Origin of the sequence: Mangrovicoccus sp. HB161399 (assembly GCF_013184745.1) — a bacterium.
Lineage (GTDB): Bacteria > Pseudomonadota > Alphaproteobacteria > Rhodobacterales > Rhodobacteraceae > Mangrovicoccus.
In genome coordinates this window covers 20848-35189 of the sequence record NZ_JAATVU010000008.1, presented here as the reverse complement: position 1 = coordinate 35189, position 14342 = coordinate 20848, and the positions used below count along the sequence as shown (strand labels likewise).

The 14342-nt window shown below is 69.4% G+C and carries 13 protein-coding genes; 5 read left to right on the top strand and 8 right to left on the bottom strand.

Going from position 1 to position 14342, the window contains the following annotated elements; genetic code table 11:
- The first annotated feature begins 27 nt into the window (after window positions 1-27).
- The 5 genes from HCC78_RS06230 to HCC78_RS06210 are packed head-to-tail and all read left to right on the top strand — an operon-like array spanning window position 28 to window position 5651.
- On the top strand, window positions 28-1302 hold the full coding sequence (locus tag HCC78_RS06230) for a sugar ABC transporter substrate-binding protein (protein ID WP_172327885.1): 1275 nt from the start codon (window positions 28-30) through the stop codon (window positions 1300-1302).
- A 4-nt stretch (window positions 1303-1306) separates the two neighbouring features.
- Entirely contained in the window at window positions 1307-2197 is an 891-nt protein-coding gene (locus tag HCC78_RS06225; protein WP_172327884.1) for a carbohydrate ABC transporter permease, read from the top strand.
- Between the two features lie 2 nt (window positions 2198-2199).
- Entirely contained in the window at window positions 2200-3330 is a 1131-nt protein-coding gene (locus tag HCC78_RS06220) for an ABC transporter ATP-binding protein (RefSeq protein WP_172327883.1), read from the top strand.
- Window positions 3320-4303 (top strand): phosphotransferase enzyme family protein, encoded by a 984-nt coding sequence (locus tag HCC78_RS06215; RefSeq protein WP_172327882.1) that lies wholly within the window; start codon window positions 3320-3322, stop codon window positions 4301-4303. The genes HCC78_RS06220 and HCC78_RS06215 overlap by 11 nt, the downstream gene beginning before the upstream one ends.
- 19 nt (window positions 4304-4322) lie before the next feature.
- A complete protein-coding gene (locus tag HCC78_RS06210) occupies window positions 4323-5651 on the top strand; it encodes an aspartate aminotransferase family protein (RefSeq protein WP_172327881.1) in 1329 nt (442 codons plus the stop codon).
- A 36-nt stretch (window positions 5652-5687) separates the two neighbouring features.
- Here HCC78_RS06210 and HCC78_RS06205 read toward each other — a convergent pair whose 3' ends face one another.
- The 8 genes from HCC78_RS06205 to HCC78_RS06170 are packed head-to-tail and all read right to left on the bottom strand — an operon-like array spanning window position 5688 to window position 14130.
- The gene (locus HCC78_RS06205) at window positions 5688-6776 is read right to left on the bottom strand and encodes an ABC transporter ATP-binding protein (protein ID WP_172327880.1); all 1089 of its coding nucleotides are present in this window, start codon (window positions 6774-6776) and stop codon (window positions 5688-5690) included.
- Between the two features lie 19 nt (window positions 6777-6795).
- Complete coding sequence (locus HCC78_RS06200) at window positions 6796-8205, bottom strand: FAD-binding oxidoreductase (protein WP_172327879.1); 1410 nt, start codon at window positions 8203-8205, stop codon at window positions 6796-6798.
- Complete coding sequence (locus HCC78_RS06195) at window positions 8202-9068, bottom strand: PfkB family carbohydrate kinase (protein ID WP_172327878.1); 867 nt, start codon at window positions 9066-9068, stop codon at window positions 8202-8204. Before HCC78_RS06195 ends, HCC78_RS06200 begins: the two co-directional genes overlap by 4 nt.
- Window positions 9065-9928: a sugar phosphate isomerase/epimerase gene (locus tag HCC78_RS06190; protein ID WP_172327877.1), complete on the bottom strand. Its 864-nt coding sequence runs from the start codon at window positions 9926-9928 to the stop codon at window positions 9065-9067. Before HCC78_RS06190 ends, HCC78_RS06195 begins: the two co-directional genes overlap by 4 nt.
- Window positions 9925-10800 (bottom strand): carbohydrate ABC transporter permease, encoded by an 876-nt coding sequence (locus tag HCC78_RS06185; RefSeq protein WP_253949069.1) that lies wholly within the window; start codon window positions 10798-10800, stop codon window positions 9925-9927. The genes HCC78_RS06190 and HCC78_RS06185 overlap by 4 nt, the downstream gene beginning before the upstream one ends.
- Window positions 10797-11753 carry a carbohydrate ABC transporter permease gene (locus HCC78_RS06180; RefSeq protein ID WP_172327876.1) on the bottom strand — a complete coding sequence of 319 codons (957 nt, stop codon included), beginning with the start codon at window positions 11751-11753 and terminating at the stop codon, window positions 10797-10799. Before HCC78_RS06180 ends, HCC78_RS06185 begins: the two co-directional genes overlap by 4 nt.
- Window positions 11754-11758: 5 nt before the next feature.
- Window positions 11759-13063 carry an ABC transporter substrate-binding protein gene (locus HCC78_RS06175; protein ID WP_172327875.1) on the bottom strand — a complete coding sequence of 435 codons (1305 nt, stop codon included), beginning with the start codon at window positions 13061-13063 and terminating at the stop codon, window positions 11759-11761.
- Window positions 13064-13101: 38 nt separating this feature from the next.
- Window positions 13102-14130, bottom strand: a complete 1029-nt coding sequence (locus tag HCC78_RS06170; RefSeq protein ID WP_253949068.1) for an SIS domain-containing protein — start codon at window positions 14128-14130, stop codon at window positions 13102-13104.
- Window positions 14131-14342 lie beyond the last annotated feature (212 nt).

The following is a 14342-nucleotide window of genomic DNA, read 5'->3' as shown; positions in this document are numbered from 1 at the left end:
TCCGGCACCCCCAGCACGGAGATCCCCATGAAACGCATCCTGCTTGCCTCCCTCAGCGGTCTCGCCCTGGCGGCCGCGGCCCAGGCCGAAGAGGTCAACATCCTGATGGAGGCCGTGCCCGACACGACCTATATCCAGCAGCTCCTGCCCGAATTCGAGGAAGAGACCGGCATCAAGGTCAATCTCGAAGTGGTCAACTATGCCGAGATGCACACCAAGCTGGTGCCGCAGCTGGTCGCGCGCTCGGGCAGCTATTCGGCCATCGTGGTCGATTTCTACTGGGTGGGCGAGTTCTACAAGGCCGGCTGGATGCAGCCGCTCGACGACCGGATCGAGGCAGACGGGTTCGACACCTCGGTCTATGTGCCTGCGATGATGGACCTGGTCGGCCAGGTCGAGGGCACGACCTATATGCTGCCCTTCTACAACTACGCGATGGGGCTCCTGTACCGCACCGACCTTCTGGAGGACGAGGCGAACAAGGCGGCCTATCTGGAGGCGACCGGCAGCGAGCTGAAGGCGCCGGAGACCTGGGACGAGTATCTCAGGCAGGTCGCGTTCTTCACCAAGGACGGCCAGTACGGCGTGGTCAACCAGGGGCTGCGGCCCGACCCGATCGCGATGGAATGGTCGAACTACCTCTTCGCCTCTGGCGGCAGCTTCATGGACGAGGGCTGGCACGCCACCTTCAACAGCCCCGAAGGCGTCGCCGCGCTGGAGACCTACATCAAGAACCTCAACGACTATGGTCCGGTCGGCGCGGCGAGCTTCTCCTTCGACGAGGCGTTCAACGTCTTCAGCCAGGGCCAGGCCTACAGCTACATCACCTACAACTTCTTCCGCGCCGCGGTGGACGATCCGTCGTCTTCGGCCGTGGTCGGCAAGGCCGAGATCATGGGTGTGCCGGGCCAGACGCCGGAAGAGGGCGGATCGCTCAACGGCGCCTGGGGCTGGGCGATCCCGAAATCCTCGCCGAACCCGGATGCCGCCTGGAAATTCCTGCAATGGGTCGAAAGCCCCGAGATCGCCAAGAAACGCGCGCTGCTCGGCGGCTCGCCGACCCGGCTCGACGTGTTCGACGACGAGGAGGTGATCGCCAAGTACCCGCAGACCGTCGCGCTGAAGGAGCTTCTGCTGGGCAGCCACAACTTCCCGACCTTCACCTACACGCCGCAATTCGTCGAAGTGCTGGGACGCGAGCTGTCTCTGGCGGTTGCGGGCGAGAAGACCGCGCAGGAGGCGCTCGACACCGCGGCGGCGGAATTCGACGAGATGGCGGCCAAGGACGGGCGGCAGAAGTGACGCGATGACGGCTGCGACTCCGATGGAGATGCGCGACCGGCGCTTCGGCTGGATGCTGACGGCGCCGGGTCTCGCGCTTCTCGCGGCGGTGGTCCTGTTCCCGATCCTCTGGGCCGGGACCACCTCCTTCTTCGACTACACGCTGATCATGCCCGGCTACGACAATTTCGCGGGCTTCGGGAACTATGCCAAGGCGGCAGGGGACGGAGAGTTCCTGCATGCGGCTTGGATCACGGTGCTTTTCGTGCTGGCGGTGGTGTCGATCCAGTTCGCCATCGGCCTGCTGGTCGCGCTGATGCTGAACGACACCGAGCGCGGCAAGGGCGTCTACTACCTGATCCTGCTGTGCCCGCTGCTGATCAACCCGGTGGTGGTCGGCCTGATGTGGCGGATGATCCTGCATCCGACGCTGGGCATCGTGAACTGGCTGCTCTCGACCGTGGGCATCGAGCCGGTGAACTGGCTCGGCGCGCCGGACATGGCGTTCTGGACCGTCGTTCTCGTCGACATCTGGCACCAGGTGTCCTTCATGGTGGTTCTGCTGCTGGCCGGGCTGTCCTCGCTGCCGGCCGAACCCTACGAGGCCGCGCGCGTCGACGGCGCCTCGGCGCTGCAGCGGTTCTGGCACATCACCCTGCCGATGATGAAGCCGGTCATCGCGATCACGCTGCTGATCCGGATGATCTTCGCGATCAAGACCTATGACATCATCTACATCATGACCCGCGGCGGCCCCGGCACCGCCACCGACCTCATCAGCTATTTCATCTACCGGCGCGCCTTCGTGAGCCTCGATCTGGGCGAAGCCTGTGCCATGGCGGCCATGCTCCTGATCGTCATCGCGGGGATGACCGCGCTGCTCTGGCGGACGATGCGCACCGCCCAGGACGACTGACCATGGCATCCATAGAACTGAACTCCGTATCCCGCATCTACGGCTCGGGCGCCTCGGCGGTCCATGCCGTGAAGGGGATCGACCTGAAGATCGAGGACGGCGAGTTCATGATCTTCCTCGGCCCCTCGGGCTGCGGCAAGTCCACCACGCTGAGGATGATCGCGGGGCTGGAACCCGTCTCCGGCGGCGACCTGCTGATCGACGGCGCGCGCGTCAACGATGTCGATCCGGCCGAGCGCGACCTGGCGATCGTGTTCCAGAACTACGCCCTCTATCCGCACATGACGGTGCGGGCCAACATGGCCTTCGGGCTGAAGCTGCGCGGGCTTCCCCGCAGCGAGATCGACACCCGCATCGCCGACGTGGCGCGCGTGCTGTCGGTGGAGCCGCTGCTGAACCGCCGCCCGGCGCAGCTGTCGGGCGGGCAGCGCCAGCGCGTCGCGCTGGGGCGGGCGCTGGTGCGCGAGCCGCGCGCCTTCCTGCTGGACGAGCCGCTGTCCAACCTCGACGCCAAGCTGCGCTCGGTGATGCGCACCGAACTGGTCAAGCTGCACCGCAAGCTCGGCACCACCATGGTCCATGTCACCCATGACCAGGTGGAGGCGATGACCATGGGCACCCGCATCTGCATCATGCGCGGCGGCGAGATCGTGCAGGTCGGCCGCCCGCAGGAGGTCTACCGCAATCCCGCCGACACCTTCGTCGCGGGCTTCCTCGCCACCCCGCCGATGAACCTCTTTCCCGGCCGGCTGGAGGCGCGCGGCGACTCGCTCGTGCTGGTGGCGGAGGGCGCCGAGATCCCGGTCCCGGCGGCAACCGCGCCGGGCTGGGGCGGACATGCGGGACGCGAGGTGATCATCGGGCTGCGTCCCGAACATCTTGCCGAAGCGCCCGAAGGTCCGGCCCCGGCTGCGCTGCAGCTGTCCGTCGAGACGGTCGAGGCGCTGGGGCCGGAAACCATCCTGAACCTGCGCCTCGGGCGGAACGGGCCCGAGATTGCCGCGCGCCTGCCTGCCGACGGCGACTGGGAGGCCGGTCAGCCGGTGACGCTCCATGCCGACACGGCGCGGCTGCATCTCTTCGATCCCGCCACCACCCGCAGCATTCCCCGGGGCGCCGCCCATGCTCTATGATGCCGCCTACATCGCGCTGCTGGAGCGGGGGCTGAGGACCTGCCTGCCGGATTGGGACCTGCCCGGCGACGCGCCGGTGCGGCTGCTTGCGGTCTCCGAGAACGCCACGTTCCTGCTGGAGCGGCCGGAGGCGCCGCTGGTCTTCCGCGTGCAGCGCCCGGGCTACAACTCCGAGGCGGAAATCCTGTCGGAACTGGCCTGGGTCGCGGCCCTGCGCGCGGACGGCGCGGTCCATGCCCCGGCACCGGTTCCCTGCCGCTCGGGCGCGGCCCTGTCGCGCTTCGCCGCGGACGGCACGGAGATGCTGGTGACGGCCTTCGAGTACTTTCCCGGCGTGCCGCCCGACGAGACCGGCGATCTCGTGCAGTGGTTCGGCGCGCTCGGCGGCGTGACCGCGCGGTTGCATCTCCATGCGCGCGCCTGGACCCCGCCGGCGGGGTTCGCGCGGCGGACCTGGGACTGGGACAGCTGCATCGGTCCCGATGCCGACTGGGGCGACTGGCGGATCGCGCCCGGCCTCGGCCGCGAGGGCATCGCGCTGCTCGAGCGTGCCGTGCTGCGGCTGCGCGCGATCACCGATGCCTATGGCCGCGCGCCTGACCGCTGGGGGCTGATCCATTCCGACATGAAGCCCGGCAACCTGCTGGCGCAGGAGGACCGCCTGGCGGTGATCGATTTCGACGATTGCGGCCAGGGATGGTTCATGGTCGATTTCGCCGGTTCCGTCAGCGCATTGGAAGCCGATCCGCGCTACGGCGAGTGCCTGGCCGCCTGGCTCGACGGCTACCGCCGCGTCGCGCCGCTGGCGGCGGAACACGAGGCGATGATTCCGGCCTTCGTCATGCTGCGCCGCATCCAGCTGAGCGCCTGGGCCGCCACCCATTCCGAGACGCCCTTCGGCCAGGTGGCCGGGGGCGGTTTCGCGCAAGACACGCTCGCCCTGGCCGAGCGCTTCCTCTCCCAACATGCCTGAGATTCCGGAAGGACCTCCCATGACCGAAATCGGCGAAGTCATCGAGCTGAACCGCTTCGACGAAACCTCGCAGGTCGATGATCCCGACCTGGCCCGCGCGCTTGCGCGGCGCAAGGCGACCTTCGGCGCCTCGTCGGTGCTGTTCTACGACAAGCCCATCCACATGGCCAGCGCCAGCGGCTCCTGGATGCAGGCGGCGGACGGCACGCGCTATCTCGACCTCTACAACAACGTGCCCTGCATCGGCCATTCCCATCCGGCGGTGGCCGAGGCGATCGGGCGGCAGGCGGCGGTGCTGAACACCAACACCCGCTATCTGGTCGACATCGTGCACGACTACGCTGAGCGGCTGCTGGCGGAATATCCCGCCGGTCTCGACAACGTGGTGCTGACCTGCACCGGCTCGGAAAGCAACGACCTGGCGCTGCGCATGGCCGAGGCCTTCACCGGCAAGCGCGGCGTGATCGTCACCGACCTCGCCTATCACGGCAACAGCGCCTCGACGACGGCGATCTCGCCGGGCTCGCGCTCCGACCGATCGGTGCCGGCGCATGTGCGCACCGTCGCCCCGCCCGAGGCTTTCCGCTCCGGCGACAACGATCCCGGCGGCAGCTTCGCCGCGCGGGTCCGCGGCGCGATCGCCAGCCTCGAGGCCGAGGGCCATGGCTGCGCCGCGATCATCGTCGACACGATCTTCTCCAGCGACGGAGTCTATGCGGGGCCGCCCGGCTTGGTCGACGGCGCTGTCGCGGCGGTGCACGAGGCGGGCGGGCTCTACATCGCCGACGAGGTCCAGCCCGGCTTCGCCCGCACCGGCGACGCGATGTGGGGCTTCGCCCGGCACGGCGCGATGCCCGACATGGTGACGATGGGCAAGCCGATGGGCAACGGCTTCCCGATGTCCGGCGTGGTGTCCCGCCCCGACGTGCTGACCGCTTTCTGCGAGATGCATGCGGGCTATTTCAACACCTTCGGCGGCAACCCGCTGGCGGCGGCGGCCGGGCTTGCCGTGCTCGACACGATCCGCAGCGAAGGGCTTCTGGAGAACGCGCGGGCGGCCGGCAAGACGATGATGGAGGGCCTGCGCGCGATGCAGGGCAGCGGCTCCGCGATCGGCGACGTGCGCGGCGCGGGATGCTTCCTCGGCGTCGAGATCAGCGAGCCGGGCAGCAACCGGCCCGACGCGGCGATGGCGCGCAAGGTGATCAACGGGCTGAAGGAGCGCGGCGTCCTGGTGGGCGCGACGGGCCCGCATGGCAACGTGCTGAAGATCCGCCCGCCGCTGTGCTTCGGCGAGGCCGAGGCGCTGGTGTTCTTCGGCGCGATGGAGCAGGTGCTGGCGCTCTGAGCGGCCGCCCCGCCGGACGGGCGGGGCAGCCGCGCCTCAGGCGGCCGAGCGTGCCGCTGGGCGCAGCCTGTCCCCGTCCGCGCCGAAGAGATGCGCGGCCTCCGGCGCATGGCCGAGCGCGATCGCATCGCCTGCGGCGAGTTCGAGCGTGCCGGCCAGCTTCGCGACCAGCGGCGCGCCGGTGCCGTCCAGCTCGACATGCACCATCTGCACCTCTCCCAGCTGCTCGACCAGCGCGATCCGGCCGCGGAAGGGCGCCCCGGCGGCGGGCGCGGGCACCAGATCCTCGGGGCGGATGCCGAATTGCACCCTGGCGCCCCGGGCCAGCGGAGCCGCGGCCGATGTGATGCCGCCGCCGTCCAGCGCGACCGCGGTGCCGCCGAGGCTCTCGGCGCCGATCACGTTCATCGCGGGCGAGCCGATGAATCGGGCGACGAACAGGTTGGCCGGGGTGCGGTACAGCTCCAGCGGCGTGCCGACCTGCTCGATCGAGCCGCCGTTCATCACCACGATCCGGTCGGCCAGCGTCATCGCCTCCACTTGGTCATGGGTAACGTAGATCATCGTCGTGCCGGGCATGGCCTGCTTGAGCCGCGCGATCTCGATCCGGGTCGCCACGCGCAGCGCCGCGTCGAGATTCGACAAGGGCTCGTCGAAGAGGAAGACCTTGGGATCGCGCACGATGGCGCGGCCGATGGCGACCCGCTGGCGCTGGCCGCCGGAGAGCGCCTTGGGGAAGCGGTCCAGATAGGGGGCCAGCTGCAGGCTTTCGGCGGCGCGTTCGATCCGCGCGCGGATCTCCCGGCGCGGCAGCCCGGCAATCTTTAGCCCGAAGGCCATGTTGTCGAACACCGTCATGTGCGGGTAGAGCGCGTAGCTCTGGAACACCATGGCGATGCCGCGCCGCGCCGGGGCGACCCGGTTCATCAGCCGCCCGTCGAGGCGGAACTCGCCCGAGGAGATCTCCTCCAGCCCGGCGATGCTGCGCAGGAGCGTGGACTTCCCGCAGCCCGAGGGGCCGACGAAGACCACGAATTCGCCCGAGGGGATGTCCAGGTCGATGCCGTGCAGAACCTCCATGTGGCCATAGGTCTTGCGGACGTCGCGGAGCGTGAGATGTGCCATTCCTGTGGACTCCTTGCGGTCAGCGGCCGGGCTTCAGATCGGACACCGCGCGCAGCAGGCGCGACGGCTCCCGGCCGGCGATTTCCAGGTCGTTGCGGCGGCGGATGGCACTTCGCACGATGCGCGCGCCGAGATAGCGCAGCGGTTCGGGAGGCAGCGCGGTGCGGGTCTCCAGCCCGACCAGCCCGCTGCGGCTCCAGCGGTCGTCGCGCCCCAGCAGGAGGCTGGCCAGGATGCGCGCGCCGACCGGCGTCTGGGCGATGCCGGTGCCGTTGAAGCCCGCGCCGTAGAACAGGCCCGGCGTGGCGCGGCTCTCGCCGAAGACCGGCAGGTGCTCGGCCGTGCAGTCGATCGGCCCGGACCAGTCATGTGCCACAGGAACCCCGGCGAGGCCGGGATAGACCCGCGCCAGTTCCCGCACGTTGCCGCGGCCGCGCTCCGGGCTGCGGTTGAAGCTGCTGCCGATGCGGTTGGCATAGGCGATGTGGCCGCTGCCGCGCCCGAAGATCACCCGTCCGTCCGTCGTGCGCTGATAGTAGAGCACATTGGCCTGGCTGTCGCAGATCGACTTTCCGTCGCTCCAGCCCATCGCGTCGAGCGTGCCGGCGGCGGGTTCGGTGGCGATGACCTGGCTTTCGACGACATACATGTAGCGCGCCAGTTCCGGGAGGCTGGCCGCCCAGGCATTGGTGCAGAGCGCCACTTTCGGCGCGGTGACGCTGCCAGCCGCGGTCTTCACGGCCAGGGGCCGACCGGGCGCGATGGCGGTGACCGGGCTGCGCTCGTGGATCGCGATGCCGCGCGCCAGGGCGAGGTCGCGCAGACCCAGTGCCAGCCGCCCCGGATGCACGGTGCCCGCCCGTGTCTCGGCGATGCCGGCATAGGAAACGTCCGAGCCGGTGCCCGCCGCGATGCGGGCGGCATCGAGCGTCTCGAACGGCATCGTGCCCCGCGCCCGGCAGCCGTCCATCGCGCCGTCCCAGGCGCCTTCCTGCGCCTTGGAGCTGGCCGTCCAGTACCAGCCGTCGAGCCGCAGCTGCATGTCGATGGTGCCGGCGGCCTGCAGCGCCTCCAGCTCGCCGATCGCTTCCGCCGTGGCCGTGCACAGCGACAGCGCCTCTTCGGCGCCGACGACGCGTTCCAGGAGGTCGATCTCGGCGAACCAGCTGTGGACCTGCCCGCCGTTGCGTCCCGAGGCTCCGGCGCCGCAGTGATCGGCCTCCAGCACGGCGATGCGCAGTTCGGGATCGGCCTCGCGCAGCCGGAGCGCGGTCCAGAGGCCGCAGAACCCGCCGCCGATGATCGCGATGTCGGCCTCGTGGGTGCCGGAGAGCGGCGGCGTTGCCGGGGCGGCCCCGGCCTCCTGCAGCCAGTAGGACCGCTCGGCGGAAGAGGCGGGGACGGGGATTTGCAGTTGGATTTCGGTCATGCGCGGTCCGCCATGGAGATGTAGCTTGAATATTTCCGCAGGAGCCAGTCCGGGATCGGCGAGAGCGGCTGCGGGAAGCCGCCGCGGTGCAGGCAGGTGGCCGCCGCGGCTTCGGTGGCCCGGGCCAGCGCCGCGGCGGCACCTTCGCCGTCGAGGAGCCGGGCGGCGAGGAAGGCGGCGACGAAGCTGTCCCCGGCGCCGCAGGTGTCGACCGGCGCGATCGGCCGCGCCGCCGCCCTGTGGAGCGCCTTGCCGTCATGCAGCCAGGCGCCGTCCGCGCCGCAGGTCAGCAGCACCTGCTCCGCGCCCTTCGATCTCAGGGCCGCGATCTCGTCCTCCGCCGCGGTTGCGCCGCGGAGGCCGGAGGCGACGGCCAGCGGCACGCCCGCGAGGTCGTGCTCGCCATGCCGGGTGGAGAGGTCGACGCTGAACGGGATGCCCCGGTCCTTCAGGCGCGCCAGCAGTTCCGGCGCGGAATTGGTGCCCAGATGCACCCAGCCCGCCGCGGCCAGCTGCTCGAACCGCGCCGCGCAGGGGACATAGTCCAGCCCGGCCCCGAGGTCTTCGAGCAGGAATTCCCGCTCGCCCGCGGTCTCCAGGAGCAGCGTCACCGCGGTGGCGGCGGCGCCGGTTTCCAGATCCTCCGGGTCGAGCCCGGCACGGCGCAGCGCATCGGCGATGATCCCGGCCTCGGCATCCGCTCCGACGCGGCCGAAATACGCGGCCTCGCGCCCGGCGCGGCGCCACTGGACGGCGACGTTCAGGGCATTGCCGCCGACCGCCATGTTGCCGTGGGAGAGGTAGACGTCGAGGCAGTTGTCGCCGACGGCGATCAGGGCGGGGGGCTTGCGTCCGTCCGTCATGCCGCGTGCCTTTCCCCGCCGAGCCAGGGCGCGAGGCCCCCGCGGTTGCGGTCCCACGCGGCGACCGGGTAGAGCGCGTAGCTGCCGTCGCCGAAGGGTGCGAAGGCGAAGGTGCCCCCGTATCCGGCAGCGGCAAGTCCGCCCGGAATGGCATCGAGCGGCAGGCTGCCGTCGCCCCAGGCCAGGTGCCTGGCCGGCGTCCCGTCGGCGAGGTGGACATGCGACTGGCGCGGCCCGAAGCGGTCGGCATAGGCGGCCACGTCGTCGCCCGCCGCGGCCATGGCGCAGACATCCAGCACTGCGCCGAGCGCGGGATGGCCGACCGTGGCGATCATCCGATCCAGCTCGGCGGCGGTTCTGACGATGTTGCTCTCGCGCCGCTGCAGCGGCTCCAGCAGGCAGTGCAGCCCGAGGCTTGCCGCGTGCGCGACAATCCGCGACAGCGCCTCGGCCGCGCGGTCCCAGGCCTCTTGCGCCGGGGCGGTTTCGTGGCCGCGCCCGCAGGTGAGGAACAGGCAGCGCCCGCCGAGATCGGCGGCGATCCCGGCCGCCTTGATGAAATGCGCCAGGCTCGCCGCCCGCAGCCCGGCGTCGCCCGGGGCGATGTTGACCGGATAGGCGACCTGTTCGGGCGTCAGGCAGTGCAGCGCGACCCCGGCATCGGCCATCTCCCGGGCGATGGCGCGGACCCGGGCCGGGCCGGGCCCGGCGATGCCGAGATGGGGCGCGATCCCCCAGAGCTCGATCCGGTCGACGCCGCTGCGGGCCATGCAGTCGAGGAACTCGCCGAAGGGCAGGCGCTGGAAGGCGAAGTTCGACCCGAGCAGAGGGTCCCGCCGGAACTGTCCGTGCGGGGTCATTTGCCGATCCCCTCGGTCAGGCCGCGGACGAAGTAGCGCTGGGTCAGGAAGAACACGATGACGATCGGCAGGGCCGAGATGGTCATCGCGGCGAAGACCTGGGCGAAATCGGTGCCGTGCTTGGACATCAGCGAAGTCAGCCCGACCGGCAGGGTCTGGGTCGAGGGCGAGTTGGTGAAGATCATGGCGAAGAGGTATTCGTTCCAGGCGAAGAGGATGTGCAGGATCACGCAGGAGACCAGGATGGGTCGGCAGAGCGGCAGGATGATCCGGCGGAAGATCTGGCCCTCGCTGGCGCCGTCCATCCGCGCCGCCTCGTCCAGGTCGCGCGGCAGGTCGAGCATGTAGGCCCGGATCAGGAAGGTGGTGAAGGGCACGCGGAAGGCGGTGTAGAGCAGGATCAGCGCCCAATGCGTGTTGTAGAGGCCGAAATCCTGCATCATGCGCACCAGGGGCACCAGCGCCACGGTCGGGCTGAGCATCATGCCGCCGAGGATGAAGCCGGTGACGAGCGGCTGGCCGGGGATGCGGGTGCGGGTCAGCCCGTAGGCCGCCCAGGCGCTGATGAAGACCGTGGTCACGATGGACACGCCGGTCACCAGCAGGCTGGAGGCGACGAACTGGCTGACGCCGTTCTGCCAGGCGGCGGCATAGGCGGCGAAGGACCAGTGCTGCGGCAGCGCGAAGGGATCGTTGAAGATCTCGGTGTTGCTGCGGAACCCGTTGAGCGCCATCCAGGCCAGCGGATAGAGCACCAGCACGGCCATCGCGACCAGCAGCGCCTGCAGCATCGCGCGGCCGATGACCGCCCAGGGCGCGCGCGGGGCCGGGCCCATGCCGTCCTCGGCCGCGTGTTCGGCAGTGGCGGTCATGCGGCGACCCTCCTTCGGCGGGTGTGCCAGAGCTGCGCGAGCCCGCAGGCCATGGTGACCGCGAAGATCAGCGAGCCGATGGCGGCGGCATAGCCCATCTCGTTCTGGCTGAACCCCATCTGGTAGAGCCAGGTGCCTAGCACCTGCGAGGAATTGTTCGGCCCGCCCGAAGTCATGACCATGACTTCGTTGAAGACCTGGAAGGCGCCTGTGATGGTCACGATGATCATCATCCCGGTCATCTCGCGGGTCATCGGCAGGGTCACCGACCAGAGCTGGCGCAGCGGTCCGGCGCCGTCCATCCGCGCGGCATCGTAGAGGTCCCGCGGGATCTTCTGGATCGCGATGGTGAAGAGCAGCGTCGAATAGCCGAAGCCCTGCCACTGGCTCATCGCGATGACCGCGTAGATAGCCGTCGACTGGTCGCCCAGCCAGGCCCGCGACCAGCCGCCGAGGCCCGCGGCGGTGAGCAGCCCGTCGAGGATGCCGATGTCCGGCTGGTAGATGAAGTAGAACAGCAGGCCGGTGACCGTGGTCGAGATTGCCGAGGGGATGAAGTAGATTGCCCGCCACAGGTTGCGCATCCGGTGCGAGGCGATGTCCTCGATGATCGAGGCCAGCACGAAGGCGCCGAAGACCTGGAAGACGATCGACAGGACCGCATAGGCGAGATTGTTGAACAGGGCGGTCAGCACCACCGGATCCCCGGCCAGGCGGGCGTAGTTCTCCAGCCCGACATGCTGAACCTCGCCGGTGAAGATGTCCTGCGTGGTCGTGCTGACGCGGAAATTGTCGATGATCGGATAATAGACGAACCACCCGACGATCAGGACGGCCAGCGCGACCCACCGCCACGAGAGAAGCTGTTCCGCCAGCCGCGGCAGGCGGAGCTCAGGGACGGCGGAGCCGGCGGGCGCGGCTCCGTCGAATTGCAGGGAACTGCTCCGGGCCATGCCGATCAGTTCGCCACCGAGGCGGCCGCCTTGCGCACGGCCTCCATCACGTCCTCGGCCGAGGACGTGCCGCCGGCGAAGCCCTGGAATTCGGAGAGCCAGGCCGCGGCCACCCGCGGATGGTTCACCGTGTCGAGCCACGGCACCAGGTAGGACGCCTCTGCGATGTCGTCGAGACCTGCCACGACCGAGGGGTTCATCGTCTCCGGGTCGCCGCCGCCGACCACCGCGCTCGGCTGGCCGTAGGGCGGGGCCGACAGGGTGCGGGCATGCCCGGGCGAGGTGGCGAATTTCATGAAGTCGATCGCCAGCGGGATGTTGTCCGAGGCCGAGGAGATCATGTAGCCCTCCGGCGCGCCTTCCAGCGCCATCGGGTCGCCTGCGGCATCTGCCGGGGCGGGCAGGGCGAAGAAGCCGAACTGGTCGGCGGTCAGCGCCGTATCGGGCCGGGCCGCGCTGTCGAACTCGATGATCTCCTGGTAGTACATGGCCGACTTGCCGTCGCTGAGCTGCTGGATGGCGGTCTGGTAGGAGACGCCGTTGACGTCCGGTCCTATGGTGCAGCGGTCCTCGAAGGCGGCGAACTGCTCAAGGGCGGCGGCATAGCCGGGATCGTCATAGGTCGCGGTGGCCGGGTCGAAATCGGCCTCCAGCACGTCGCGCGGCACGTTGTAGGCCAGCAGCTGGCCCAGGTAGTGCAGCCCGGCCCAGGGTTCCTTGTTGCCGAAGGAGACCGGCAGGTAGCCCGCCGCCTTGATCGCGTCGCAGGCGGAGAGGAGTTCGCCGAAGGTTGCAGGCACCCCGACGCCCGCCGCGTCGAAGATCGGCTTGGAGTAGCCCATGAACTTCGCGTCGAGATAGAGCGGGATGCCGTAGTTCCTGCCGTTGTAGACGAAGGCGTCCACGGCGGCCGGGGCGAAGGTCCTGCCCCAGTCGGTATCCGGACCGATCACTGCGGTCAGGTCGGCAGCGCGGTTGCCGCGCACGAAATTGCCGCCCCAGGTTCCGGTCCAGGAGAAGAAGATGTCGGGGATCGAGTTCGAGGCCACCAGCGTGCTGGTCTTGCCCTTGATGCTGTCGTCATCCTCCTGGATCAGCTCGATGCTGACATCGGGATGCATCTCCTCGTACTGCGCCGCGAGATCGGTGAAATAGGGCTGCAGCCGCTGCATCCCGAACTTCGTCAGGATGGTCAGCGTGCCCGAATAGTCCACCTCGGCCGCGGGGTCGGCCGCTTGCGCCGGAACCATGGCCGGGGCGAGGGCGGTGCCTGCGGCAAGCAGGGCGGCGATCGTCGTCTTCCGTGTCATCTTGCTTCTCCTGTCGGGAAAGGCGCGTCCGGTTTTTCTCAGTATTCGACGCGCTTGTAGTAGCGGCGGGTGGTCAGAGGGTGGTCGCGCAGCACTTCGAGATGTGCGCTCAGCCGCTCGAGCAGCGTGGCCAGGACGACCGGCGAGATCATCGCGCGGACCTCGGGCGAGACGCCGGGCAGGGCGGTGTCGGTGGTGTCGAGGATGCGCAACTTGTCGGTGTAGCGCCGCGCGAAGGCCTCGACCCGGTCGCCCAGCGGCCGGTAGGCATCCTCGCCCTTGAACAGGAAGACGCTGACCCCAGGCTCGACCAGCTCCAGCGTGCCGTGGAAGAAATCGGCCGCGTGGACGGGGCGGGTGCGGATCCACTGCATCTCCTCGAGGATGCACATGCCGTAGTAGTGCGCCTCGGGCCAGACCGAGCCGGCGCCGGTGAAGATGTGGTAGCCCTCGTCCTTGATCTCGGCGGCCAGCCGCGCGGCCTCGGGCTCGAAGGCGGCCTTGGCGGAGACCAGCAGTTCCGGCAGCAGCGCCAGCTCGGCCGTCACCGCGTCATAGCCCAGCCCCTGTCCGGTCTCCTCGAGCAGCGCCAGCATCAGGATCAGCGTCTGCAGGTAGAAGCTTTCCGAGGAAGTGTCGTCTTCGGCGAAGTTGGTGAAGGTCCGGTCGGCGTCCTGGCCCAGCGGCGTGTCGGCATGGCCGGTCAGGCTGAGCGTCTTCACGCCGCGCGCCTTGAGGAACTCGAGCAGCGCGACGCTTTCCTTGGTCGTGCCCGACAGCGAGGGCAGGATGGCCAGCGCGGTCTCGTCCAGCCCGGCGGGCGGAGCGATCACGACCTGGGCCGGGAAGCAGGCGGAGACCGGGAAGGTGGTGTGGCGCTGCGCGAATTCGATCGCGGGCAGGGTCAGCAGCTGGACGCCGCCGGTGCCCATGAAGAAGATGCGCTGCACCCCGGCATCCAGAAAGCCGCGCATCAGCGGGCGGGCGGTTTCGGCCAGCGCAACCGCGCCGCCCTGGATCCGGACGAAGCGCTCTCCGTCGAAATTCAGCATGTTGTCGTCCAGCATCGGGACTTGTCCTCGTTCTCTGCGCGCAGCCTGTCCGGGCACGCGCCCTGAGGGCACCTGCGGCGGCCGCAAACGCTGTCGGTCCATCTTGTGAGACCGGTCTCATATGGGGCCGTCAAATGGCCGCCGGATCACCGGCGGCCTGCGGGATGAGATCGGTCTCATGTGCAGTCTAGGACGAGGCAGGTGCCGTCTGGCAAGCACTTTCCGAT